Raw genomic sequence first — 23,872 nt, 5'->3', positions numbered from 1 at the left:
GCGGCCACCATTCTGCCTGCCGGTCAGCGGCGCTTCGCACGCAGGCGCTCGTCCAGCTCGTCGCTGACGAACACCCGCTCCTCGTAGGCACCGGTGCGGTAGGCGACCCCGCCGAACAGTTGCGCCAGCACGGGAGCGGTGAGCACCTGGAAAAGCGCGACCAGGCCGAGCCCGACCGCGTCGGCGGGTTCCAGCCGCAGCGACGTGCCAAGCAGGATCAGCAACAGCCCGAACACCTGCGGTTTGGTGGCGGCCTGCAGCCTGGTGAGCACGTCGGGAAACCGCACCACCCCGATGCCGCCCAGCATGGAGAACAGCCCACCTGCCAGCAGCAGCGCGGCGGAGGCTATGTCGAGCGCGGTCATCGGTGACTCTCCCAGCGTTCCACGAGTCTCACGGCGCTGATCGAGCCGATGAAGCTCAGCAGCGACACCGAAAGCAGCAGAGCGAGGCTGAGGCCCCGCCCCGTCATCGCCATACCCACCGCGACACCCGCGATGATCAGCACCAGCAGCATGTCAAGCGCCAGCACGCGGTCCAGCGATCGTGGCCCGCGCAGCAACCGCCACAGCGTGAGCACGCCGCCCACGGCCAGCATGGCGAACGTCGCGAAATACACCCAGCTCACGAGTCCTCCTCCGGGGTTCTCTCCGGCGAGACGGGGCCGACCCTGCGCGCTGCGGCGGCGCGCTCACGCACGTCCCGCGCCTCCTCTACGGGCGCGATGGCGAGCACCACCCGCACCTGCAACTGGATGGCCTGGTCGTGTGCCCGGTCGGCCTGTCGCTTCGTGCGCACGCCGAGCGAGTACACGTAGAGCAACCGGCCCTCGCGGTCGATCTGCAGCACGAACGTGTTGGGAGTCAGTGAGATCACCCCGGCGCAGGCGGCGACCACGTGGTCCACGTCGGACAGCGAAGGGACCGCGACGACGGCGGAACGCACCCCGGGCCCGGATCGCAGGATCTCCATCGCCAGCCGCACCGCCGACTCGGTGACGTCGACGACCACGAAGATCACCAGAATCAGCAGCCGCACCGGCCGCAACACCGGCCGGGCCCGGGCCGGCAGCGGGAACAGCAGCAGCACCGAGGCGGCCACCAGCAACCCGGTCAGCACCGTGCCGGGCGCGACCGAGCCCCACAGCAGCAGCCAGACCGCGAACAGCCAGCCGAACAACGCCAGCGACAACGGCCCGCGCAGGCGCCTCATCGGTCACCACCGCCAAGCACGGCCGCCCGGTACGGTCCACGATCGAGCAGGTCCGTGGCGGCTCGCTCGCTGAGCGACGACAGTGGCCCCGCGGCGGCGGCGATCACCATCCCGACGGCCACCACGCTCGCCGCCGACACCAGCATCGGCTTCGACGTCACGCCCGTTCCCACGGTCACCTCGTCGGCCGGGTCCACGTCCGGCACCGGTGGCCTCGGCCTGCCCCAGAAGACACGGATCCACACCTTGCTCACGGCGTACAGCGACAGGAAGCTGGTCAGCACCGCGACCCCGGTCACGGTGTAAGCCATCGGTGTCGCCGTCTCTGCACCCGCCCGCAGCAGCACCACCTTGGCGACGAACCCGGAAAGCGGCGGAATTCCCGCCAGGCTCAGCGCGGGGACGGCGAACAGCAGCGCCACCGCCGGGTGTCCGCTGGCCACCCCGCACATGTCCCGCAGCGAAGCGGTGCCGGTGTGCCTGGTGATCAGTCCGCTCACCAGGAACAGCCCGGCCTGCACCGCGATGTGGTGCACCACGTAGAGGATCACGCCGGTCAGCCCGGTCACCGAGAACAACGCGAGCCCGAACAGCATGTAGCCGATATGGCTGACGAGCAGGAAGGACAGCATCCGGTTCAGGTCGTTCTGCGCGATCGCACCGAGCGCGCCGACGAGCATGGTCAGCAGCGCGGCGGCGAGGAGGAAGTTCCAGTCCTGCGAGCGGTCGAACAGCAGTGTCTGGGTGCGGATGATGGCGTAGACGCCGACCTTCGTGAGCAGCGCCGCGAACAGCGCGGTGATCGGGGCGGGTGCGGTCGGGTAGCTGTCGGGCAGCCAGAAGTGCAGCGGCACCACGGCCGACTTGATGCCGAACACCACCACCAGCAGCAGGCCGAGCATGCCCCGCACGCCGGGCGGCAGGTCGGGCACGCGCTGCGACAGGTCGGCGAGGTTGACCGTGCCGGTGGCGGCGTAGATCCCGGCCACCATGGTCAGGAACAGCAGCGACGACGTCAGGCTCACGATGACGTAGGTCATCCCGGCGCGCACCCTGGCCGCGGTGGACTGCCTGGTCAGCAGCACGTAGGACGCCGAAAGCATGATCTCGAACGCCACGAACAGGTTGAACAGGTCACCGGTGAGGAAGGCCAGCGACACCCCCGCGCACAGCACCAGGTACATCGGGTGGAACGCCGTGGTGGTGGACGCCCTGCCGAGGTCGGTGACGCGCTGGCCGATGGCGAACACCAGCACGCCGAGCATCACCACCATCGACACCAGCAGCAGCAGCGCGGAGATCCGGTCGGCCACCAGCGTGATCCCGAACGGGGGCGCGTAACCGCCGAGGCGCAGCGTGACCGGGCCGTCGCTGTCGGAGCCGAACAGCAGCACGGCGGCGATCACGGCACTCGCGGTCAGCACCAGCAGGCTCAACACCCGCTGCACCGCCCCGACCTGACCGAGCAGCAGCGACACGGCGGCGGCCAGCAACGGCAGCAGCACCGGCAGCGACACGAGCACGCTCATTCGACCCGCTCCCGCCCCGGCCCGCCGGTGGCTCCGCCGCCCTCGCCGTCGGTGCCGTCGGTGTCGTCGGTGTCGTCGGTGTCGTCGGTGTCGTCGGTGTCGTCGGTGTCGTCGGTGTCGTCGGTGTCGTCGGTGTCATCGGCCATATCGGCGATATCGGCCGCATTGGCGTCTTCGGCGTGGCGGCGGCGTTCGCGAGCCAGCTCGGCCACCCGCAACCTGCGGTCCTCGAGGTCGTCCTGCACCTCGTCGTGGCCCAGCAGCACCCACGCCCGGTAGGCCAGCGCCAGCAGGAAGGTGGTGAGGCCGAAGGTGATGACCACGGCCGTCAGCGCCAGCGCCTGCGGCAGCGGGTCGGCCATCGCCTCAGCGGCGACCAGCCCGATGAACGCCGGCGCCGCGGGCGGCCCGCCCGCGGCCTGCAGGAACAGGTTGGCGCCGTGTCCCAACACGACGAAACCCAGGATCACTTGCATCAGCGACCGCTGCAGCAGCAGGTAGAAGCCGACGCCGTACACGACGGCCAGCACCAGCAGCGTCACCGCGTCGATGTTCATCGGCCCCGCCCATCGTCGGGCCGGGCGAGTTCCAGTTCCCTGGTCTCTATGCCGGAACCGAGCGTGCGCAGCAGGTCCAGCACGACCCCTAGCACCAGCAGGTACACCCCGATGTCGAGGGCGAGACTGCTGGCGATCTTCACCTTGCCCAGCACGGGGACCTGCCACTGCCACACCGCACTGGTCAGCGCGGGCTCACCGAACGCCAGCGGGACCAGCGCCGTGACCACGGAGAGGGTCAGCCCCGCACCGATCACGGCGGGTGGCCGGATGGGTACGGCCGCGGCGAGTTCGATACTGCCGCCCGCCACGTAGCGCAGCACGAAGGCGAGGCCCGCGACGAGCCCGCCGGTGAACCCGCCACCCATGCTGCTGTGACCGGCGAACAGCAGGTACACCGACAGCGTCAGCACCGTGGGGAACACGACGCGCACGGCCACTTCCAGTTGCAGCGAGCGTGGCCAGCCCGCCGGGCTGCGCTCGGTCAGCAGCCAGCGCTGCCTCGGCAAGTCCCAGCTCTCCCAGTCGGTTCGCTCGGTCACCGGTGCGCCTCCTCGTCATCGGCGGGCCGAGCGTCGGCGGTGGGCATTCGGTGACCGCGGGCGGTGCGCGCCAGCAGGCCGAGGCTCGCCGCGCCGGTGGCTGCCACGAGCAGCACGGTGATCTCTCCGACGGTGTCCAGCGCGCGGAAGTCGATGAGGATCGCGGTCACCACATTGGTGGCGCCCGCTTCCGACTCAGCCCTGGCGATGTACTCGGCGCCGGCCCGCGAAATGCCCTCGCGGGTGCTGGAGAAGACGACGGCGAACATCGCCACGAACAGCCCACCGAGCGCGGCGATCGTGGCTTTGCGCCAGCTCGCCCAACGCCGTGCCGACCGCTCGGTGAGGAACGGCGCGTCGAACCTGCGCAGCACCAGCACGAACACCACCAGCGTGAGCGTCTCCACCAGGAACTGCGCCAGCGCCAGATCGACGGCACCGTAGACGAGGAACAGTCCGCCGACGCCGTAGCCGACCACGCCGGTGAGCAGCACCGCGGTGAGCCTTCGCCGCGCCGCGGGCAGGGTCAGCGCGGCGGCGACGACGAACAGCGCCAGCGGCAACTGCAGCTGCGTGCTCCATGCCCGCGTGGCCAGTGGCGACTCGACGCCGCCTAGCAACCCGACCGTCGGCACCACAACCACCGTGGTCAGGATGATGCCGAGGTAGGTGGGCAGCGAACCGGTCTGCAGCCGCGCCGTGACCCACTGGGCCACCTCGTCGAGGCCTCGCACGGCCGCGCGGTAACCCTGCTGGGCCCGCAGCGGCGCAGGCACCCAGCCCGACGGCGCCTCGTAACGCTGGGCGGCTCGGTAGAGCAGGTAGCCGCCGAGCAGGATGATCGCCGAAAGCAGCAGCGGCAACGAGACGCCGTGCCACAGCGCCAGGTGGTAGTCCTCACCCGCGAAGCGGTCGGCGTAGCCGCCCGCGAGCGAGTCGGTGAGCGAGGGCCACACGCCGAGCAGCAGGCTCGCGGCGGCGGGCAGCGCCACAGCGGTGGTGAACACCGTGCCGGGTGCACGGGCCGTGATCGGCTCGACGTCACCTCGCGTGCCGAACGCGCCCACGAAGAACCGCACGGTGTAGGCCGTGGTCAGCAGCGAACCCGCCACGATACCGGTCAGGATCAGCAGGTCCTTCACCGAGCCGTGGGTGAATGCCTCCAGCGCGGTCTCCTTGCCGACGAAACCGAGCAGTGGCGGCAGACCGGCCATGGAGGCCGCCGCCAGCCCCGCCGACACCGCCAGCACCGGCCACCTTCTGCCCAGCCCGGACAGCTCCCGCAGGTCACGGGTGCCCGCCTGCTTGTCGATCGCCCCGACCGTCAAGAACAGCGCGGACTTGAACAGGCCGTGCGCCAGCAACATCGTCGCGCCCGCCAGCGCCGACACGCGGGTGCCGACGGCCAGCAGCACCAGCAGGAACCCCAGTTGGCTCACCGTGCCGTAGGCCAGCAACAACTTCAGGTCGTGCTGGCGCATCGCGAGCACCCCACCGAGCACCATCGTCCACAGCCCGACCACCACCAGCGGCACCCACCACTGCGGCCGGTCTGCGAACGCGGGATCGAAGCGCGCGACCAGGTAGACACCGGCCTTCACCATCGCCGCCGCGTGCAGGTAGGCACTCACCGGTGTGGGCGCGACCATCGCCGCGGGCAGCCAGGGATGGAACGGCAACTGCGCCGACTTGGTGAACACACCGACCAGCAGCAGCGCGATACCCGCCGTCACAGCGGGACCCGACGGCGCCTCGGCGATGATCTCCGAGATCCGCAGTGTCCCCGCGGCGGTGCTCAACAGGATCAGCCCGAGCAGCAGCGAGAGCCCGCCGAGCGTCGTCACCAGCAGCGCCTGCCGCGCGGAGCGCCGTTCCGCCGCGGTGAGCCCGCTCCCGCCGACGAGCAGGAACGAGCACACCGTGGTGATCTCCCAGAACAGGTACAGCGACAGCACGTCGTCGGAAAGGACGAGGCCGAGCATCGCCCCGGCGAACGCGACGAGCACGGCGGCGTCCCTGCCGTTGCCGGGGTTTCCCGGCTCGGCGTAGCGGGCGAAGTAGCCGCCCACGATCGCCCCGATACCGGTGACCAGCACGGCCAGCAGCATCGCCAGCGAGTCCAGCCGCACCGTGAACTCAAGCCCCACCACCGGTGCCCAGGACGCCGACTCGGTGGCGGGCAGCCCGCCGAGGTGGGTCAGCGCCAGCACGAACGCCGAGGCAGGCACCAGCGCCCCGATCGCGAACGCCGCGCGGTCCCAGCGGCGGGCGACGGCGGGAAGGGCGAGGGCCGCCGCGAAGTGCACACCGATCGCGACCAGCACCGTGCCCGCGTACCCGGTCGATGCTGGGCGCAAACGAGAGCGCCGGTGAGCTACCGTGGTCGGCGTGAACGTCGAAGTGACCCCTTTGCCGGGAATCGGCGTGCGTAAGGACTTCGCACTGGGCAGCGGCCGCAGGGTCGGTGTGGTGACCCACCGCGACGGCAAGATCGAACTAATCGTGTCCAAATCCGACGACCCGGACGCCTGCCTGGCATCGCTGCCGCTGACACCCGAGGAGGCCGGTGCGCTGGCGAACCTGCTCGGCGCGCCGCAACTGGTCGCGCAGCTCACCGAGGAGCACAGGGAGCTGCCGGGCATCAGCACCCGGCAGCTCACCATCAAGTCGGGGTCGCCATACGACGGCCGCACCCTCGGTGACACCGCACTGCGCACCCGCACCGGGGTCTCGATCGTCGCGGTGATGCGGGCGGGTCAGATCAACCCCTCGCCCACGCCGGACTTCCTGTTCACCGTCGGTGACGTGCTGGTGGTGGTGGGGACCTCCGAAGGCCTCGACGCCGCGGCGAAGATTCTGCACGGCGGCTGAGGTCGCCTGTGGAGCACACCGCACTGTCGTTGGTCCAGTTGGGTGCGATGTTCTTCGTACTCGGCGCGCTCGGCCGGCTGGCGGGCAGGGTGGGTCTTTCACCGATCCCGCTGTACCTGCTCGGCGGCCTTGCCTTCGGACAGGGCGGGCTGGTTCCGCTGGGCGACATCGGGGACTTCACTCAGCTCGCCAGCGAGATCGGCGTGGTGCTGCTGCTGCTCACGCTGGGGCTGGAGTACTCGGCGAGCGAGCTGTTCACCGGGTTGCGCCGGTCGTGGATGGCGGGTCTGCTCGACGCCGTCCTCAACGCGGCCCCGGGGATCGCGGTGGCGCTGCTGCTGGGCTGGGGGGTCATCGGGGCGTTCGTCATGGGCGGGGTCACCTACATCTCCTCCTCCGGGATCATCGCGAAGGTGCTCGGGGACCTGGGCAGGCTCGGTAACCGCGAGACACCCGTGGTGCTGTCGATCCTGGTGTTCGAGGACCTGGTGATGGCGCTGTACCTGCCGATCCTCACCGGTGTGCTCGGCGGGATCAGCTTCCTCGGCGGGCTGCGTGCGGTGGGAATCTCGCTGAGCGTGGTCACCGTGGTGCTGGTGGTCGCGTTGAAGTACGGCCGCTACGTGTCCGCGATCGTGGACAGCGAGGACCGCGAAGTCTTCCTGCTGAAGGTGTTCGGCGCCGCTTTGCTGGTGGCGGGGTTCGCCTCGGCCATGCAGGTGTCGGCCGCGGTGGGCGCGTTCCTGCTCGGCATCGCGATCTCCGGCTCCACCGCCGAGAACGCCACCAAGGTGCTGGAACCGCTGCGCGACCTGTTCGCCGCGGTGTTCTTCGTCGTGTTCGGACTCAACACCGACCCGAGGCAGATCCCGCCGGTGCTGGTGTGGGCGGTGGTACTCGCCGCGTCGACCACGCTGACGAAGCTCGCGACGGGCTGGTGGGCCGCCCGCAAGGCGGGCATCGGGAAACTGGGCCAGGCCAGGGCGGGCGCGGCGCTCATCGCACGCGGAGAGTTCTCGATCATCATCGCCGGTTTCGCCGTCGCCGCAGGGGTCGTCGACGGCGAGATCGCGGCACTGGCGACAACCTACGTGCTGCTGATGGCGATCATCGGGCCGATCGCGGCACGCGTGGTGGAGCCGGTGGTGCGGGCGGCCCAGCGCAAGCGCTCGGGCAGCGCGGCGGCCCCGGCGGGCTGAGGGCGCTCAGAGCCCGACCGTCTTGTGCAGTGCCCCGATCTCCTGCCTGGACAGTGCCCGCAGCGTGCCCGGCTTCGTGTCGCCGAGCCGCACGCCGTCGACGGCGGTTCGGACCAGCTTGCGGACCGGGTGTCCTACCTCTGCGAGCAGCCTGCGCACGATGTGCTTGCGACCCTCGTGCAGCACGATCTCCACGAGACTGCGGTCGGCACCCACGTCCTTGATCGTGAAGGCGTCGGTGCTCACGGGGCCGTCTTCCAGCTCCACCCCGGCGCGCAGCCGCTTGCCGAGCCCGCGCTGCACGCGGCCCTCGACCTCCGCGAGGTAGGTCTTGGCCACGTGGAAAGAGGGGTGCATGAGGCGGTGGGCCAGGTCGCCGTCGTTGGTGAGCAGCAGCAGGCCCTCGGTGTCGGCGTCCAGCCTGCCGACGTGGAACAGCCGCTCGGCCCTGTCGCGAACGTAGTCACCGACGCACGGCCTGCCCTGCTCGTCGGTCATGGTGCTGTGCACGCCGCGTGGCTTGTTCAGCGCCAGGTAGACGAGGTCCTCGCGCACCACCACCCGCATCCCGTCGACGTGGATCACCGCGTGCTCGGGATCCACCCGCCTGCCCAGCTCGCGCACCACGTCGCCGTCGACCTTGACCCTGCCGCGAGCGATGAGCTCCTCGGCCGCGCGTCGTGACGCGACACCCGCCTTGGCGAGCACCTTCTGCAGGCGTACCCCTTCGGCTCGCTCAGATGTCATCGATCGAGTCCACCTCCGGCAGCAACGGAGCGATCGGCGGCAGGTCGTTGAGCGAGGACAGCCCCAGCCGCTCGAGGAACAGTTCCGTCGTCACGTACAGCGTGCCACCGGTCTCGGGGTCGGTGCCGCTCTCCTCGATCAACCCGCGCGCCAGCAGGGTGCGGATCACGCCGTCGACGTTGACGCCACGCACCGCGGCGACACGGGAACGCGTGACCGGCTGCCGGTAGGCGATCACGGCGAGGGTTTCCAGCGCCGCCCTGGTCAGCTTCGAACGCTGACCGTCGAGCAGCAGTTTCTCCACGAACGGCGCGTAGGTGTCGCGGGTGAAGAACCGCCAGCCTTCGCCGACCCGGCGCAGGTCGATTCCGCTGCCCCGGTCGCGCAGGTCCTCGGCCATGGTGCGCAGCATCTCGGTGACCCGGTCCACCGGCTGTTCCAGCGCGCCCGCGAGGGACTCCTCGGCCGCGGGTGAGTCCACCACGAGCAGCAGTGCCTCCAGCGCGCAGGCGAGGTCGGCGTCGCTGGTCAGCTCCGGCAGCTCCCGGTCGGCGGAGACCGCCACCGGTTCGCCGCCGATGCGGTCCTCGGGCTCACCGCCGATGCGATCCTCGGGCTCACCGCCGATGCGGTCCTCGGGCTCACCGCTGGTGTCGGCGGCATCGCCCGCGCCCTCGGGCCCGGCACCGTCGGTACCGTCGGTACCGTCGGTACCGTCGCCACGGTCGGTGCCGTTGGTGCCGTCGGTGCCGTTGGTGGCCGTCACCGCCGTGTCGGGTGCATCGACGCGACCGTGCTCGCCTGCCCCGCTCGGTTCCGCGGCCACCTCCGGATCGGGCGCACCCTCGGTCCAGCCGTATGACTCGTTCACCCGTACTCCTCGTCGTCGCCGTCGGCGCGGTCACGTTCGGCCTCGGCCTCGGCGTCGGCCACGGAGCCACCCGTCCACCGCACGTGCAGTTCGGCCAGCGCCTCGGCCTGTTCGAAGGTGACCGTCGACTCGCGGTACAGCTCCAGCAACGCCAGGAACCGTGCCACCACCTCGATGGTGTGCTCGCAGTCGGTCACCAGTTCGGAGAAGTTCGCCCTGCCCGACGCCGCCAGCCGAACCCGCAGGATCGCCGCGTGCTCACGTACCGACACCTTGCCCACGTGCAGGTGGTCCAGCGACACCGTGGGCGGCGGCTTGGGCCGGAACACCCCGAGTGCCACCTCGGCGAAGCGCTGTGGGGTCACGCCGAGCATCACCTCGGGCAGCAGGCCGACGTAGCGCTCCTCCAACGCCACCGATCGCGGATAGCGCCGCAACGCGCCCGCCTCCAGCTCCGCGAACAGGGCGGCCACCTGCTTGTACGCCCGGTACTGAAGCACGCGAGCGAACAGCAGGTCCCGCGCCTCCAGCAGCGCCAGATCGTCGGGGTCCTCCACCTCGGCCGAAGGCAGCAACCGAGCCGCCTTCAGGTCGAGCAGCGTCGCCGCGATCACCAGGAACTCGGTGGTCTCGTCAAGGTCCCACTCGGCGCCCAGCGCACGGGTGTAGGCGATGAAGTCGTCGGTGACCTGGTGCAGGGCCACCTCGGTGACGTCGAGCTGGTGCTGCGAGATCAGTTGCAGCAGCAGGTCGAACGGGCCCTCGAAGTTGTCCAGCCGCACCTTGAACCGGGAAGCCGAACCGCCGTGCTCGCCGTCCTCCTGCTCGACAGGCTGGGGCGCCGCCCCGTCATCCATCAGTTCGCGGCTTCCTCGGTACCGAGGTCGACGTCGCGCAGCCTGCCCACCAGCACCGAGTCCTCCCCGTGCTGGTCGAAGTCGGCCAGCAGCACCGCCACCGCCTCCCGCACGATCCGGCCCCTGTCCACGACCAGGCCGTGCGTGCCACGCAGGGTGAGGCGGGCGTGCTCCATCGCCAGCAGTTCCTCCCCCGACATGTAAACGGTGATCTTGGCGTCGTGCTTCTGCCTGCCCGAGCCACGGCGGCCGTTACCCGCGCGCGCCAACCTGCGCTCATCCGACGAAGACCCGGCCACCACGCCATTGCCGTCGTCGGCACCGCCGTTCTCGGCGACGGTCGCGCTCGCCGGAGCGTCCTCGGCTTCCTTGGGGTGCTCTTCGAGGGATTCCTCGAACATCGGTCTGGTCGTTCGGCGGAAGAGCTCAGACGCACCGGGCAGGGGCGCTCGCCTGCTCACCGGGCGATCACCTCGCGAGCCAGCGCGCGATAGGCCGTCGCGCCGGCCGAACGGGGAGCCCAGCGAGTGATCGGTTCGCCTGCCACGGTGGTCTCGGGGAACCGCACCGTCCGGTTGATCACCGTGTCGAACACGGTGTCACCAAAAGCCTCCACCACGCGCGCCATGACCTCCTTCGAATGCAGGGTTCTCGGATCGAACATGGTGGCGAGAATCCCGGTGATATCCAGTTTGGGGTTCAGCCGCTCGCGCACCTTCTCGATGGTGTCGATCAGCAACGCCACGCCACGCAGACTGAAGAACTCGCACTCCAGTGGGATGATCACGCCGTCGGCCGCGGTGAGCGCATTGACGGTGAGCAACCCCAGCGACGGCTGGCAGTCCACTAGAACATAGTCGTAGCGGTCCATCACCGGTCTCAGCACCCTCAGCAAGGTGTGCTCCCGCCCCACCTCGGCGACGAGCTGCACCTCGGCGGCGGAGAGGTCGATGTTGCTCGGCAGCAGCTCGACGTTGTGCACCGACGTCTTGCGGATGACGTCTTCGATGTCAACCGACCGTTCCATGATCACGTTGTAGACGGTCTGGTCGAGTTCGTGGGGCTGGATGCCGAGCCCGACCGACAGCGCTCCCTGCGGGTCGAAGTCCACCAGCAGTACCTTGCGGCCGTATTCGGCCAGCGCGGCACCGAGGTTGATGGTCGAGGTGGTCTTGCCGACGCCTCCCTTCTGGTTGCACATCGCTACCACGTGGGCGGGCCCGTGCCGGTCCAGCGGCGGCGGTTCGGGAATCTCGCGGCGGGGGCGTCCGGTAGGGCCGAGCCTTCCGTCGCACTCCTTGTCGCCGTTGCCTGAGCCCATGTGCCCGTCGTACTCCCCTTCGTCACCGCGGGTCTCGGTTGCGATGCTCAGCCCGCTCAAGCGATCCGGTGTCGGCCGCGCCGGTTGTTGGGAAGTCGACATGGGGCGAAAGCTCCTTGTTCGGCATGGTCCGCGCCAGCCTATTCCGGCACGAAGAGCAGCGGCAAAGCGGCTCGCCGGGCACGAGCGGAGTACTTTGCGGCCGCTCAGCCGAGTGCACGCGGGTGCGCGGTCGCGTAAACCTCACGCAGCGTGTTCACGGTCACCAGCGTGTAGACCTGTGTGGTGGTCACCGACGCATGTCCGAGCAGCTCCTGCACCACGCGGACATCGGCGCCACCCTCCAGCAGATGTGTCGCGAACGAATGACGCAGCGTGTGCGGCGAGACGGTGGCCGTGATACCGGCGCGCTGCGCGCTCGACTTCAGCACCTGCCACGCACCCTGCCGGGACAGCCTGCCGCCCCTGGCGTTGAGGAACACCGCGGGCGTGCCCCTTCCCTTGCCCGCCAGCGCAGGGCGGGCACGCACCAGGTAGGCGTTCAGTGCCTCCAGCGCGGGGCGACCGATGGGCACGAGTCGCTGCCTGCCGCCCTTGCCGTCGAGCAGCACGGTCCGCTCGACCTCGTCGATGTCGTCGAGGTCGAGCCCCACGGCCTCGGAGATCCGCGCACCGGTCGAGTACAGCAGCTCCAGCAGCGCGCGGTCCCGTAACCCGCGCACGTCGCCGGAGGAGGGCACCTGCAGCAGCCGCAGCACGTCGTCCACCGGCAGCGCCTTCGGTAGTCGCCTCGCCGCCGCGGGCGGGCGGACATCGCGGGCGGGGTCGTGCTCGGTGATGCCGTCGGCCATCGCGAAGCGGTGCAGGCCGCGCACCGCCACCAGCGCCCTGGCCGCGGACGAGGCGGCGAGCGGTTTGCGTTCGCCGTCGCCCTCCCGCAGTGCCACACCGAACTCGGTGATGTGGCGCGGCACCACGTCGCGGATGTCGGCCACGCCAACACGCCTCAGGTGGGCGGCGTAGCGGCGCAGGTCGCGCGCGTAGCTTTCCAGGGTGTTGCGGGCCGTCCCCCGCTCCACTGTCAGGTGGTCAAGGTAAGCGGAGACGACCGCGGTCACGCAGGTGCCGTCGGCCCGTGCCACGCGCACACTCTAGCGACGGGCGGCCACCCCGGGTGCCGGTGCGGCACCCGGCACGCTGTCCGGCGCGGTGGAGTGGTGGCGGGCGCTCACACCCGGCCGTCGAACTGGCCCAGCATCGCGTCCTCGCCTCGCTGCGGGTGCGCCAGCGGCGCCAAGCTCCCGCCGCCGCTGCCGGTCGCGGGCGGTGTCCACTCCCATCGCCTCGTCGCGGTCGCGGCGCAGCGACTCGTCGCACTCACCGTCCCGGTTCAACGACCACATCAGCCTCGGCTCGCCCAGCGGCAGGCCGTCGCCGGGTTCGCCGTCGTGCCGGCCGGTGTGCCAGGTGTGCCACGTCTTGCCGTAGCTGTTCAGCAACCGCTTCAGGAAGGCCCGCTCGGCCACGTCCGGCAACCCCGCGGCGCGGCCAGCTGGCCGGAGAGGATCTCATAGTTGTGCGGGTGCCTGCGGCCCTGCTCCTGCCGCGGCAGCGTTTCGAACAGCCGCTCGGAGACGATGTACTCGATACCGACCAGATCGGCCTGCCGGGTGTTGCCGTCGAACAGCACGCACTCCAGCAGATCGTCGTTGACCACGCGGCAGTAGTGGTGTGCCTCCAACTGCGTTTCCGGTTCGTTCCTCGCGCGGTGAAAACCGACGGCGTAGACGTCGAAACCGTTCAGTGGCGCGGTGCCCTGCAACACGTTGGAGCCCTGTCCCAGTGCGGCCGACCAGGCTCCCTTGCCACGGCCTTCCGGGCGGCGGCGGCTTGCCCGCCCGCTGCTGGTGCGGTTCATGCCTTTCAGCGTCGCCGCGGCGGTCGCGCGGCAAACCAACCTACAGTGAGGGCATGTCCAGCCAGCCGGAGCCGGAGGAGTTGCGGATCGGCACCGCCGAACGTGACGAGTCGGCACGGGTGCTCGGCGAGCATCTCAGCGAGGGCAGGCTCACCTCGCAGGAGTACGAGCAGCGGGTCGCGCGGGCATTGCAGGCCAGGACCAGGGCGCAGGTGCGTCCGCTCTTCGCCGACCTACCCGAGCCGCACCCGGCGTTCCTGCTCACCGAGGCCACGCCGCAGGGGACGGCCGAACCGGTTCCGAGGGCGCCCGGCGAGGTCGTGCGATCGGATCGTTCCCAGCTGGCCGCGGGGCTGTTGCAGATCGTGCTGCCGTTCGGCGTCGGCCGGTTCTACACCGGCCAGACCGGGCTCGCCGTCGCCCAGTTGCTGTGCACGCTGCTGACGTTCGGGGTCGGGGCGATCTGGTCGATCATCGACGGCATCCTGCTGCTGGTGAACGGCGGCGTGGACGGCCAGGGCAGGCCGCTGGCCGACTGAACCGGCCGACCGAAACAGGCCGACACTACCGGCCGACCGGGCGACGCCGCGCGGATGTCAGCGTGCGCGGGAGGCGAACCGGGTCGGCCTGCTACGCCACGGCGCGTCCGGCGGCCGGGTCGCGACCGCCCCCGACAGCACGGTATGGGCGGCGAGCACGCCGCTCACCGTCGCACCGTTGACGATCTCACCGGAAAGCGCCATGCGCACGGCCTCTGCCAGCGGGAACTTCTTGACGACCAGATCCGCTTCCTCCTCGCCGTGTGCCTGCCGGTCCACCTCGGTCAGGTCACGGGCGAGGAAAATCCGCACCACCTCGTCGGTGAAGCCGGGGGACGCGGCGACGTCGACGAGGGTTTCCCACCGATCCGCCCGCAGGCCCACCTCCTCCACCAGTTCCCTGCGCGCGGTGGTGACCGGGTCCTCGCCGTCGGCGTCGAGCAGCCCGGCGGGCAGCTCCCACAGCCGGTCACGCATCGGGTGGCGGTACTGGTGGACCAGCGTCACCGCGCCGTCGGAGTCGAGCGCGCACACCGCTACCGCGCCCAGGTGCTCGACCACCTCGCGAGAGGCGGTGCCACCGCCGGGCATCACCACCTCGTCGACCCGCAACCCCACCACGCGTCCGATGTGGACGTCGCGAGAGGACACCACGCTGAACTCGTGGCTTCCCGGCACTGTCATCGGGCGGCCACCGGAGTCTCCGGCAGCTCCACGGGAAGCCGGTCGGCGGTGCGGTAGGCGACGACAGCACTGATGAAGGCGTCGAACAGCGGGTGCGGCCGGGTCGGCCTGCTCTTCAGCTCGGGGTGCGCCTGAGTCCCGACGAAGAACGGGTGGTCCGCCTGCGGCAGCTCGATGAACTCCACCAGCCTGCCGTCGGGCGAGGTGCCGGAGAACACCAGTCCGGCATCGGCCAGCAGCTCGCGGTAGGCGTTGTTCACCTCGTAGCGGTGGCGGTGCCGTTCGGACACCTCCACGCTGCCGTACGCGCGCGCGACCTGCGAACCGGGCACCAGCTTCGCCGGGTATGCCCCGAGTCGCATGGTGCCGCCCATGTCCCGTTCGCCAGCCACCACGTCCTTCTGGTCCGCCATCGTCGAGATCACGGCATGGCTGGTGGTCTCGTCGAACTCCGCGGAGTTCGCGTCCCGCAACCCCGCGAGGTGGCGCGCCACCTCGATCACCATGCACTGCAGACCCAGGCACAGCCCGAGCACGGGAATCTTGTGCGTGCGAGCGTAGTTGATCGCGCCGATCTTGCCTTCGATGCCGCGAACGCCGAACCCGCCCGGCACCAGCACTCCGTCCACACCGGACAGTGCCGCGGCCGCGCCCGCCGGAGTGGTCGCCTCGTCCGAGGGCACCCAGACGATCTGCACCTTCGCGCGGTGGGCGAAGCCGCCCGCGCGCAGTGCCTCGGTGACGGACAGGTAGGCGTCCGGCAGGTCGATGTACTTGCCGACGAGCGCGACACGCACGGTCTCCGCCGGGTTGTGCACCCTGTCGAGCAGGTCGCCCCACACCGCCCAGTCGACGTCCCGGAACGGCAGCCCCAGCCTGCGCACCACGTACGCGTCCAGCGCCTCGCTGTGCAACACCTTGGGAATGTCGTAGATCGAACGAGCGTCGGGGCAGGCGATCACGGCCTCGTTGTCCACATCGCACATCAAGCCGATCTTTCGCTTGAGGTCCTCAGGCAGGTCGCGGTCGGCACGGCAGACCAGCGCGTCCGGCTGGATACCGATGTTGCGCAGCGCGGCGACCGAGTGCTGGGTCGGCTTCGTCTTCAACTCGCCGGAAGGGGCGAGGTAGGGCACCAGCGAGACGTGCAGGAAGAAGCAGTTGTCCCTGCCGACGTCGTGCCGGACCTGCCTGCACGCCTCCAGGAACGGCAGCGACTCGATGTCGCCGACCGTCCCGCCCACCTCGGTGATGACGACATCCGGTCGCATCCCGCTGCCGTCGTCGGCTGCCACCGCCATGATCCGCGACTTGATCTCGTCGGTGATGTGCGGGATCACCTGCACCGTGTCACCGAGGTACTCGCCCCTGCGTTCCTTGGCGATCACCGATGAGTAGATCTGTCCCGTGGTGACATTGGCCGATCCGGAAAGATTGCGATCGAGGAAGCGCTCGTAGTGACCGATGTCGAGATCGGTCTCGGCGCCGTCCTCGGTGACGAAGACCTCACCGTGCTGGAAGGGGTTCATCGTGCCGGGATCGACGTTGAGATAGGGGTCGAGCTTCTGCATCGTGACCCGGAGCCCGCGGGCCGTGAGCAGCTGGCCGAGACTCGATGCCGTCAAGCCCTTGCCCAGCGAGGAGGCGACGCCTCCGGTGACGAAAACATACTTGGTTGTCCGCGGCTGAAGTCCCACGGGCTTCCACCTTATCGCACATACCGCTGGCCGTGCCGCGCGGCTCGCCGCAGGTGGGCCGCGCGGCTGTGCGACAGTGAGGGCGTGCCGCAGCAAGCCACCTGGCGGGCGCCGGTTGCCGAGGGCGAGCTCGACGCCACGGTAAGGGTGCCCGGCTCCAAGTCGATCACCAACCGTGCCTACGTGCTGGCCGCGATCTCACGCGGCACGACGCTCGTGCGCGAGCCGCTTGACTCCCGCGATGCCCGCCTGATGCTCGCCGCGCTCGACCGGCTCGGCGCGAGCTGGCAACACTCGCCGGAGGGCGTGCGTGTCGGCCTCCTCACTCAGGGCGACCGCGAGGAGGTGTCGGTCGAGCTCGGCAACGCGGGCACGGTCGCGCGGTTCACACCGCCGCTGGCCACGCTCGGCTCCCGCACGGTGCGCTTCGACGGCGACCCCGCCATCCGCCGCAGGCCACTGGCGCCGCTGCTGCGCGCGCTCACCGAACTGGGCGCCGACCTCGACGACGGCGGCACTGGGGCGCCACCGTTCACCGTGCGCGGCCACGGCGGGTTGCGCGGCGGGGCGGTGGAACTGGACTCCTCGGCCTCCAGCCAGTTCCTCTCCGCGCTACTGCTGTCGGGCCCCGCCTTCGACACCGGCGTCACGGTGCGGCTGGTGGGCAGGCCGCCGAGCGAACCACACATCGCGATGACGCTGGACATGTTGCGCCGCTTCGGCGCGCGACCGCAGCGCGACGGCGACGAGTTCCATGTGCCGCACACCGAGCTGTCGCTGAACGAATACACGGTGGAGCCGGACCTGTCCAGCGCCGCACCGTTCGCCGCCGCCGCGCTGGTGGCCGGTGGCAGCGTCCGGATCGCGGGCTGGCCCGCCGAGACGACGCAGCCGGGCGACTGGCTGCGCAGCCTGCTGCGGGAACTGGGTGCCGAGGTCACGCTCGACGCGGACGGCCTCACCGTGACCGGGACCGCGACGGTGCGCGGCGCGACGCTCGACCTGCACGAGGTGGGCGAACTGACCCCCGTGGTCGCGGCCGTGCTGTGCTTCGCCGACGGCTCGTCGGTCATCTCCGGGGTCGCGCACCTGCGGGGGCACGAGACCGATCGGCTGGCCGCGCTGGCCACCGAGCTTTCCGCGCTGGGTGGCGATGTCACCGAGACCGAGGACGGCCTGCGGATCAACCCGGCACCGCTGCGCGGCGGCACCTTCCACACCTACGACGACCACCGGCTGGTGATGGCGGGCGCCCTGCTCGGCCTGCGCGTGCCGGGTGTGCTCGTGGAGAACCCGAACACGGTCGGCAAGACCTACCCCAGGTTCGTCGAGGACTGGCAACGGCTGCTGTCCACAGCCACCTGAACCGCGAGTCCCCCGCTCCTGCCCGCGAGTCCCCCGTTCCCGCCCGCGGGTTCTGCACTCCGGTCCTGCCGGACTCGGCAGCCGTCGACACAACCGGCCCGGTGGCCGGCTACGGCCCCCGTGTCGCGGCACCGGGCGCGGGAGCCTGGGCGTTGCCCGCGACGCCGTAGTTGCCCGCGCGCCCCTCCAGCTGTTCCCGAAGCGCCAGCACGGTGACCACCCGGCCCGCCGAGGTGTCCACGTTGTCCACCGTGGAAAGGATCGAGCCCGCGGAGGTGTCCGCCCTGGCCACGCCGATCGCACCGGAGCCACTCGCCGACGGGGCGTCCCCCGCGAGTACCGTCCCCGCGCCCGCGCGGTCGAACTGCGTGGCGAACCGTGCCAGGGTCGCCGCCCTGTCACCAGCGGCCTCCCCCCGCGCGACTCCACCCGTCAGCACCACAGCGAGCTGCGCGGGCCGCACCTGCGCGCCCGGCTTGACGAACCCGCCGTCGGCCAGGCCTGCCAACACCGCCGCACGCTCCTCCGGCGTTGACTGTGGCAGCGCGTTGTCCTTGTCCAGCAGCAGCACCGAGCCCAGCAAAGCGCCTGCGAGCGAGCCCGGGTCGGTCTCGGTCGGTAGCCGCACCCCGGCGGGTTGCAGTCTCGTCACGATGTCACGCACCTGGTCGGCCCTGGCGGAATCGGTGAACGACCCGGTGAGCCGCACCTCCCCGGCGACGCTGCCGCCGGCCTCCTTGATCAGCTCGGTGAGCGCCGAACGGTCGGCCTCACGGGCGTCACTCGTTGTCACCAGCACCACCGAACGCTGGTCGAGCATGCCGTCCACCGCCGAGGGACCGACGGACCCGGCGAACGCGTCGGCGTCGGCCAACCTCGCCTTGAGCCCGTTGCGTTCGGCCTCGAGATCCGTGACACGCTGGGCGAGTTCGCCCTTCTGGTCAGAAAGCCCCGACAGCAGCGCGCCGCTGAGTGCCGTCGAGCCCAACACCACCCCCACGGCGAGCGCGAGAAACGCCGCCGCGATCGACACGACGTGATAGCGCAGCGAGATCATCCGGCCAACCCCTTCACCCAGCTCGTGAACGAACCCCAGGTATCACCCGCCCAGTCGAGATAGACGTCGCCGACCTTGGAAGCCAGCAGCGCGGTGAGCATGGCCAGCAGCGCGGCGACCACCAGCAACACCACCGCACCAACGGAAACCCGACTACGGTGCAGCGCGGCCACCGCCTTGCCGTCAACCAACCTGGTGCCCAGCTTCAGTCGCGTGAGGAAGGTCGAGGGGTTCGATCCGGACCGCCCGTTGTCCAGGAACTCGCGCAGTGTCGCCTGGAATCCCACGGTGACGACGAGCGAGGCGCCGCCCGCCTCGGCGAGCAGCAACGCGAGGTCCTCGGGATTGCCCGAAGCGGGAAACGTGGCCGCGCTGATGCCGAGGTCCTGGATTCGCTCCAGTCCAGGAGCATGCCCGTCGGGCTGGGCGGGCACGATCACCTCCGCGCACTCCTTCAGGGTCTCGGCGCGCACGTTGTTCGGGTCGCCGACCACGATGTCGGCGGTGTGGCCCTGGCCGCGCAACGTGTCGGCCCCGGCGTCGATTCCCACCAGCACGGGCCGGTGCTCGGCGACGTACTTGCGCAGCGCCCGCAGGTCCTCGGCGTGGTCGGTGCCCGGCGCGACCACCAGCACGTGCCGGTCCCGCAACCGCACCCCCACTTGCGGCACGCCGACTCCGTCGAGAATCAGCGCGCGTTCCCGCCGGAGAAACTCGATGGTGTTGGCCGAGAACGCCTCCAGTTGCGTCGACATCCCGGCCTTGGCCTCGATCATCTGGTCGGCGATCGTCTCGGCCGTCTGCACGGTTCCCGCCGCGACGAGCGTATCGCCCGAATACACGTCCGCCTCGTGCACGCGGAGTTTGCTGCCGTCCTTGATTCGCCGCAGTGCCTCACCTCCGACCCGATCGACCAGCGGGATTCCGGCGCCCACGATCAGTTCAGGGCCGAGGTTGGGATATCTGCCCGAAATGGACGGTGCGGCGTTGACAACGGCCGCGACACCTGCGCGCACCAGCGCGTTCGCGGTCGTGCGATCGAGGTCCACCTCGTCGAGCACCGCGATGTCCCCTCGACCGACCCTGCGAAGTAGTTCACGGGTGTTTCGGTCGACCCTGGCCGTGCCCGCCGTGCCGGGCAGCGTCTCCTTGGACCGCGACAGCAGGCCGGTGAGTTTCATAATCCGATCGTCACAACCGCGACGGCCACCTGCTTCCCGCCACGCCGCGACACGGGATCGAACTCACCCGTTCGCCTGACTCAATCCTCCACAGCGGAATGTCAGATGTGTGCCGGTCAGCCGCGCTTCTTCCGGCCGGCACCCGCACCGGATGGCCGCGCCGCCTCGTTCTTGTAGTGCTCGGCGGCGCTCAGCAGTTCCTCGGCGTGCGCACGACCGGTCTCCGTCTCGGCGAGGCCCGCGAGCATGCGTGCCAGTTCGGTCACCCGGTCCTGCTGCCGCAGCACCCGCACATCGCTGCGCGTGACACCGGCGTCGGTGCCCTTGTCGACGACGAGATGGCGGTCGGCGAACGCCGCGACCTGCGGCAGGTGGGTGACCACCAGCACCTGGTGGCTGCGGGCCAGCTTGGCCAGCCTTCTGCCGACCTCGACGGCGGCCCTGCCGCCCACGCCTGCGTCGACCTCGTCGAACACCAGCGTCTGCACGGTGTCGGCGTGGGCGAGCACCACCTCGATCGCCAGCATCACCCTGGAAAGCTCGCCCCCGGAGGCGGCCTTGTGGACGGCCAGCGCGGGTGCCGCCGGATGCGCCCGCAACAGCAGCTCCACCTCGTCCACCCCCTCGGCGGCCGCGTGGACACAGTGACCGTCCACGACGAGCGCGTACGGGTCGTCCTTGTCGGTGTGCCGGGAGCGCACGGTGACCTCCAGCTCGGCCTGGCCCATCGCCAGCCCGGAGAGCTCCTCGGTGATCCGCTTGCCCAGCTTCTCCGCCGCGGCGACGCGGGCGGCAGACACCCGCGTGGCGTGTCCCGCCAGTTCCGTCGCCAGCTCGTCGCGCCGGGCGGCGAGCTCCGCGAGCGCCTCCTGCGAGGTGTCCATTCCTTCGAGGCGCTTCCTGGCGTCCTCGGCCCAGGCCAGCACGCCGTCGACGTCGGCGGCGTACTTGCGGGTCAGTTGCTTGAGCTGCGCCTGCCTGGCCAGGATGGACTCCAGCCGTTCCGGGTCGGCCTCCAGCGACTCCAGGTACCCGGCCAGCTCGGCCCCGACGTCACCGACAAGCACCGCCGCCTCGGCCAGCCGCGGGCACAGGTCGCGCAGCACGGCGTCCTCCGTGCCGCCGAGCCTTCGCTGCGCCTCGGCGAGCAGTCCCAACGCCCCCGGCAGATCCGGGTCACCCTCCGCGGCCCCGGCGATCGCGGTGTGCGCGGCCGTGGCGGCCTCCCGCAGTTCCTCGACGGCGGTGAGCCGCTTGATCTGCTCGGTGAGGTCGGCGTCCTCTCCCGGCGCGGGGGCCACCGCCTCGATCTCACCGAGACCGTGCCGCAGCAGGTCGGCCTGCTGTGCCAGCTCCCTGGACCGGGTCGAGCGCTCCTGGAGTTCGGCGGAGACGGCCAGCCAGGTCTCGCGCACCCGGCGGTAGTCCGCCAGCGGTCCGGCGACCGCCTCACCGGCGAAGCGGTCGAGGACCGCCCGCTGCTCGGCGGGTCGCAGCAGGCGCAACTGGTCGTTCTGACCGTGCACGGCCAACACGTGCTCGGCCAGGTCGGCGAGCACACCCACCGGCACCGACCTCCCACCGAGGTGGGCACGGGAACGGCCGTCCCCTCCCACCGAACGCACCGCCAGCACACTGCCGTCCTCGTCGACGTCGGCGCCCGCATCGGCCACGATCCGCCTGACCTGCTCGGCGGTAACGTCCTCGAACCTGCCCTCGACCGTGGCCCTGCCCGCGCCCGCACGCACCTTGGACGCCTCCGACCGGCCACCCGACAGCAGGTGAAGGCCGGTGACCACCATCGTCTTGCCCGCACCCGTCTCCCCGGTGACCACGGTGAGCCCCGGGTGCAGTTCGAGCAGGGCGTCCTCGATAACCCCGAGGCCCTGGATGCGCATCTCGGCCAGCACGCCCATACCGTAGCGGCACCGGCCGACATCCGGGCGCGAGGAGGCGCGATCAGAGCCGTTGGTCGCGCTGGTGCCGCGTGCTGCCGTGCCGCTCCCGCCAGCTCTTCACCGGCAGCGAGAACTTGTGCACCAGCCGGTCGGTGAACGGCCCTTCCCACAGCCGCGCCAGCCGCACCGGCACACCGCCCGCCACCACTCGAACCCGGCTACCCCGATCCAGGTCGAAATGGCGCAGCCCGTCGCAGGTCAGCACAGCGGGCGAACCGTCGGGGTCCATCTGCACGGTGATCACCGACGACCGCGACACCACCAGCGGCCGGGAGAACATCGCGTGCGCGTTGCTCGGCACCACCAGTAATGCCTCGACATCCGGCCAGACCACCGGCCCGCCCGCGGAGAACGCGTAGGCCGTGGAACCCGTCGGCGTCGAACACAGCACGCCGTCACAACCGAACGACGACACAGGCCTGCCGTCGACCTCGATGAGGGCGTCCAGGATGCGCTCGCGGGAACTCTTCTCCACGCTGGCCTCGTTCAGCGCCCAGGTTCGCGCGATCACCTCGTCGCCGAGAGTCACGGTGACGTCGACGGTCATCCGCTCCTCGATGCGGTACCGGCGCTCAACCACCCGCTCCACCGTGTCGGCGAGCGCGTCGAAGTCGGCCTCGGTCAGGAATCCCATCCGCCCGAGGTTCACCCCAAGCACCGCAACTCCCTCGGGACGGGCCAGCTCCGCCGCGCGCAGCAAGGTGCCGTCGCCACCGAGCACGAGCACCAGCTCCGCTCCCTCCGCGGGCCGCTCGTCCGGCGCCACCACCGCGCACGGTGGGCCCTCGCCGTGTAGCCCGATGAGCCTGCGCACCTCCTCGTCCACCACCCGCAGCCGGATACCGGCCGCGGCGAGCCGCACGGCGACATCTCTGGCCGCGCCCCGGGTGGCATCGCGGTCCGGATGTACCACGAGTAGTACCTCGCGAGCGCCGGTGTCGTAGCGGTTCACGACGGGCCCTCCTCGACAGCTGCCCGCACCAGTCGCGTCACGGTGGCAGGGTCGGTCTCACCCTCGGCTTCCCGCCGAAGCCAGACGAAGTACTCGACATTGCCCGACGGCCCTGGCAGCGGGCTGGCCACCACGCCGCGTGGGTGCAGCCCCAGCGCCGAGGCACTACCGAGTACGTCCAGCACGGCGCAGGCCCGCAGCTCGGGGTCGCGCACCACACCACCGCTGCCGAGCCGCTGCCTGCCGACCTCGAACTGGGGTTTCACCATCGGCAACAGGTCGGCGCCCTCGCCCGCACAGGCCGCCAGCGCTGGCAACACGAGCTTCAGTGAAATGAACGACAGGTCGGCGACCACCAGGTCGACGGTGCCGCCGATCAGCTCGGGGGTCAGGTTGCGGACGTTGGTCCGGTCGAGCACCAGGACACGCTCGTCGCTGCGCAACCGCCAGTCCAGCAGTCCCCTACCCACGTCCACGGCGACAACGGCGGCAGCGCCCTCGCGGAGCAGCACGTCGGTGAATCCCCCGGTCGAGGCGCCAGCGTCCAGGCAGCGCTTGCCCTCGACGGTCAGTCCGCGTGGGCCGAACGCCCGCAGCGCACCGAGCAGCTTGTGCGCGCCCCGCGAGGCCCAGCCGGGGTCGTCCTCAGTTCGCACGACGATCGCCGCGTCCGCCTCCACCCCGCTTGCCGGCTTGCTCGCGCGAAGTCCCCGCACGCTCACCCTGCCCTCGCCGATCAGCCTGCTGGCGTGTTCCCTCGAACGCGCGAGGCCCCTGCGCACCAATTCGGCGTCAAGGCGCGCTTTGCGCGGCAT

Annotated in this window: 24 protein-coding genes and 1 pseudogene; 4 read left to right on the top strand and 21 right to left on the bottom strand. The window is 70.6% G+C overall.

The window, feature by feature from the left end:
• Positions 1-23: 23 nt before the first annotated feature.
• From mnhG to mbhE, 7 genes are read right to left on the bottom strand one after another with little or no spacing between them, the layout of a single operon-like run.
• On the bottom strand, positions 24-365 hold the full coding sequence (mnhG, locus tag FHU38_RS09490; RefSeq protein ID WP_167169088.1) for a monovalent cation/H(+) antiporter subunit G: 342 nt from the start codon (positions 363-365) through the stop codon (positions 24-26).
• Positions 362-628 (bottom strand): monovalent cation/H+ antiporter complex subunit F, encoded by a 267-nt coding sequence (locus tag FHU38_RS09485; protein WP_167169085.1) that lies wholly within the window; start codon positions 626-628, stop codon positions 362-364. Before FHU38_RS09485 ends, mnhG begins: the two co-directional genes overlap by 4 nt.
• Positions 625-1,212 carry a Na+/H+ antiporter subunit E gene (locus FHU38_RS09480; protein ID WP_167169082.1) on the bottom strand — a complete coding sequence of 196 codons (588 nt, stop codon included), beginning with the start codon at positions 1,210-1,212 and terminating at the stop codon, positions 625-627. The genes FHU38_RS09485 and FHU38_RS09480 overlap by 4 nt, the downstream gene beginning before the upstream one ends.
• Complete coding sequence (locus FHU38_RS09475) at positions 1,209-2,741, bottom strand: Na+/H+ antiporter subunit D (protein ID WP_167169079.1); 1,533 nt, start codon at positions 2,739-2,741, stop codon at positions 1,209-1,211. The genes FHU38_RS09480 and FHU38_RS09475 overlap by 4 nt, the downstream gene beginning before the upstream one ends.
• On the bottom strand, positions 2,738-3,298 hold the full coding sequence (locus tag FHU38_RS27280; protein WP_243852220.1) for a sodium:proton antiporter: 561 nt from the start codon (positions 3,296-3,298) through the stop codon (positions 2,738-2,740). Before FHU38_RS27280 ends, FHU38_RS09475 begins: the two co-directional genes overlap by 4 nt.
• Positions 3,295-3,840: an MnhB domain-containing protein gene (locus tag FHU38_RS27275; RefSeq protein WP_313886719.1), complete on the bottom strand. Its 546-nt coding sequence runs from the start codon at positions 3,838-3,840 to the stop codon at positions 3,295-3,297. Before FHU38_RS27275 ends, FHU38_RS27280 begins: the two co-directional genes overlap by 4 nt.
• On the bottom strand, positions 3,837-6,164 hold the full coding sequence (gene mbhE, locus FHU38_RS09465; protein ID WP_313886718.1) for a hydrogen gas-evolving membrane-bound hydrogenase subunit E: 2,328 nt from the start codon (positions 6,162-6,164) through the stop codon (positions 3,837-3,839). Before mbhE ends, FHU38_RS27275 begins: the two co-directional genes overlap by 4 nt.
• A 64-nt stretch (positions 6,165-6,228) precedes the next feature.
• On the opposite strand from mbhE, the gene FHU38_RS09460 reads away from it, so the two are divergent.
• Complete coding sequence (locus FHU38_RS09460; protein WP_167169076.1) at positions 6,229-6,711, top strand: cation:proton antiporter regulatory subunit; 483 nt, start codon at positions 6,229-6,231, stop codon at positions 6,709-6,711.
• Positions 6,712-6,719: 8 nt separating this feature from the next.
• Entirely contained in the window at positions 6,720-7,910 is a 1,191-nt protein-coding gene (locus FHU38_RS09455) for a cation:proton antiporter (RefSeq protein ID WP_167169073.1), read from the top strand.
• Positions 7,911-7,916: 6 nt separating this feature from the next.
• Here the strand turns inward: FHU38_RS09455 and FHU38_RS09450 are convergent, their stop codons facing one another.
• The 7 genes and pseudogenes from FHU38_RS09450 to FHU38_RS09420 all read right to left on the bottom strand — a co-directional run bounded on the left by FHU38_RS09450 (position 7,917) and on the right by FHU38_RS09420 (position 13,624).
• Positions 7,917-8,657, bottom strand: coding sequence for a pseudouridine synthase (locus tag FHU38_RS09450; RefSeq protein WP_167169070.1), 741 nt, complete (start codon positions 8,655-8,657; stop codon positions 7,917-7,919).
• A complete protein-coding gene (scpB, locus tag FHU38_RS27945) occupies positions 8,647-9,528 on the bottom strand; it encodes an SMC-Scp complex subunit ScpB (protein WP_167169067.1) in 882 nt (293 codons plus the stop codon). The genes FHU38_RS09450 and scpB overlap by 11 nt, the downstream gene beginning before the upstream one ends.
• On the bottom strand, positions 9,525-10,385 hold the full coding sequence (locus tag FHU38_RS09440; RefSeq protein WP_167169064.1) for a segregation and condensation protein A: 861 nt from the start codon (positions 10,383-10,385) through the stop codon (positions 9,525-9,527). Before FHU38_RS09440 ends, scpB begins: the two co-directional genes overlap by 4 nt.
• Positions 10,385-10,786 carry a cobyrinic acid ac-diamide synthase gene (locus FHU38_RS09435; protein WP_208415616.1) on the bottom strand — a complete coding sequence of 134 codons (402 nt, stop codon included), beginning with the start codon at positions 10,784-10,786 and terminating at the stop codon, positions 10,385-10,387. The genes FHU38_RS09440 and FHU38_RS09435 overlap by 1 nt, the downstream gene beginning before the upstream one ends.
• Before the next feature lie 56 nt (positions 10,787-10,842).
• On the bottom strand, positions 10,843-11,808 hold the full coding sequence (locus FHU38_RS09430; protein WP_167169057.1) for a ParA family protein: 966 nt from the start codon (positions 11,806-11,808) through the stop codon (positions 10,843-10,845).
• A 104-nt stretch (positions 11,809-11,912) separates the two neighbouring features.
• Entirely contained in the window at positions 11,913-12,848 is a 936-nt protein-coding gene (xerD, locus tag FHU38_RS09425; protein ID WP_313886717.1) for a site-specific tyrosine recombinase XerD, read from the bottom strand.
• 9 nt (positions 12,849-12,857) lie between these two features.
• Positions 12,858-13,624 (bottom strand): annotated as a pseudogene (locus tag FHU38_RS09420) (OBAP family protein).
• A 53-nt stretch (positions 13,625-13,677) separates the two neighbouring features.
• Between FHU38_RS09420 and FHU38_RS09415 the strand changes: the two are divergent.
• Positions 13,678-14,163 carry a DUF1707 domain-containing protein gene (locus FHU38_RS09415; protein ID WP_167169054.1) on the top strand — a complete coding sequence of 162 codons (486 nt, stop codon included), beginning with the start codon at positions 13,678-13,680 and terminating at the stop codon, positions 14,161-14,163.
• A 57-nt stretch (positions 14,164-14,220) separates the two neighbouring features.
• Here the strand turns inward: FHU38_RS09415 and FHU38_RS09410 are convergent, their stop codons facing one another.
• Positions 14,221-14,847: an NUDIX domain-containing protein gene (locus FHU38_RS09410; protein ID WP_167169051.1), complete on the bottom strand. Its 627-nt coding sequence runs from the start codon at positions 14,845-14,847 to the stop codon at positions 14,221-14,223.
• A complete protein-coding gene (locus tag FHU38_RS09405) occupies positions 14,844-16,544 on the bottom strand; it encodes a CTP synthase (protein ID WP_167169049.1) in 1,701 nt (566 codons plus the stop codon). The genes FHU38_RS09410 and FHU38_RS09405 overlap by 4 nt, the downstream gene beginning before the upstream one ends.
• Before the next feature lie 84 nt (positions 16,545-16,628).
• Between FHU38_RS09405 and aroA the strand changes: the two genes are divergently transcribed.
• Positions 16,629-17,909 carry a 3-phosphoshikimate 1-carboxyvinyltransferase gene (gene aroA, locus FHU38_RS09400; RefSeq protein ID WP_167169046.1) on the top strand — a complete coding sequence of 427 codons (1,281 nt, stop codon included), beginning with the start codon at positions 16,629-16,631 and terminating at the stop codon, positions 17,907-17,909.
• 109 nt (positions 17,910-18,018) lie between these two features.
• Here the strand turns inward: aroA and FHU38_RS09395 are convergent, their stop codons facing one another.
• The 5 genes from FHU38_RS09395 to FHU38_RS09375 all read right to left on the bottom strand — a co-directional run bounded on the left by FHU38_RS09395 (position 18,019) and on the right by FHU38_RS09375 (position 23,872).
• Positions 18,019-18,966, bottom strand: coding sequence for a copper transporter (locus tag FHU38_RS09395; RefSeq protein WP_167169043.1), 948 nt, complete (start codon positions 18,964-18,966; stop codon positions 18,019-18,021).
• Positions 18,963-20,147 (bottom strand): putative cytokinetic ring protein SteA, encoded by a 1,185-nt coding sequence (gene steA, locus FHU38_RS09390; RefSeq protein ID WP_167169040.1) that lies wholly within the window; start codon positions 20,145-20,147, stop codon positions 18,963-18,965. The genes FHU38_RS09395 and steA overlap by 4 nt, the downstream gene beginning before the upstream one ends.
• A 116-nt stretch (positions 20,148-20,263) precedes the next feature.
• Positions 20,264-22,057: a DNA repair protein RecN gene (gene recN, locus FHU38_RS09385; protein ID WP_167169037.1), complete on the bottom strand. Its 1,794-nt coding sequence runs from the start codon at positions 22,055-22,057 to the stop codon at positions 20,264-20,266.
• Between the two features lie 49 nt (positions 22,058-22,106).
• Positions 22,107-23,057: an NAD kinase gene (locus FHU38_RS09380; protein ID WP_167169034.1), complete on the bottom strand. Its 951-nt coding sequence runs from the start codon at positions 23,055-23,057 to the stop codon at positions 22,107-22,109.
• Entirely contained in the window at positions 23,054-23,872 is an 819-nt protein-coding gene (locus FHU38_RS09375) for a TlyA family RNA methyltransferase (protein WP_167169031.1), read from the bottom strand. The genes FHU38_RS09380 and FHU38_RS09375 overlap by 4 nt, the downstream gene beginning before the upstream one ends.

The sequence above is a fragment of the Saccharomonospora amisosensis genome (assembly GCF_011761185.1).
GTDB classification, from domain to species: Bacteria; Actinomycetota; Actinomycetes; order Mycobacteriales; family Pseudonocardiaceae; genus Saccharomonospora_A; species Saccharomonospora_A amisosensis.
Note: the sequence above shows the minus strand (reverse complement) of the source record. Positions and strands in the feature narration are given on the sequence as shown.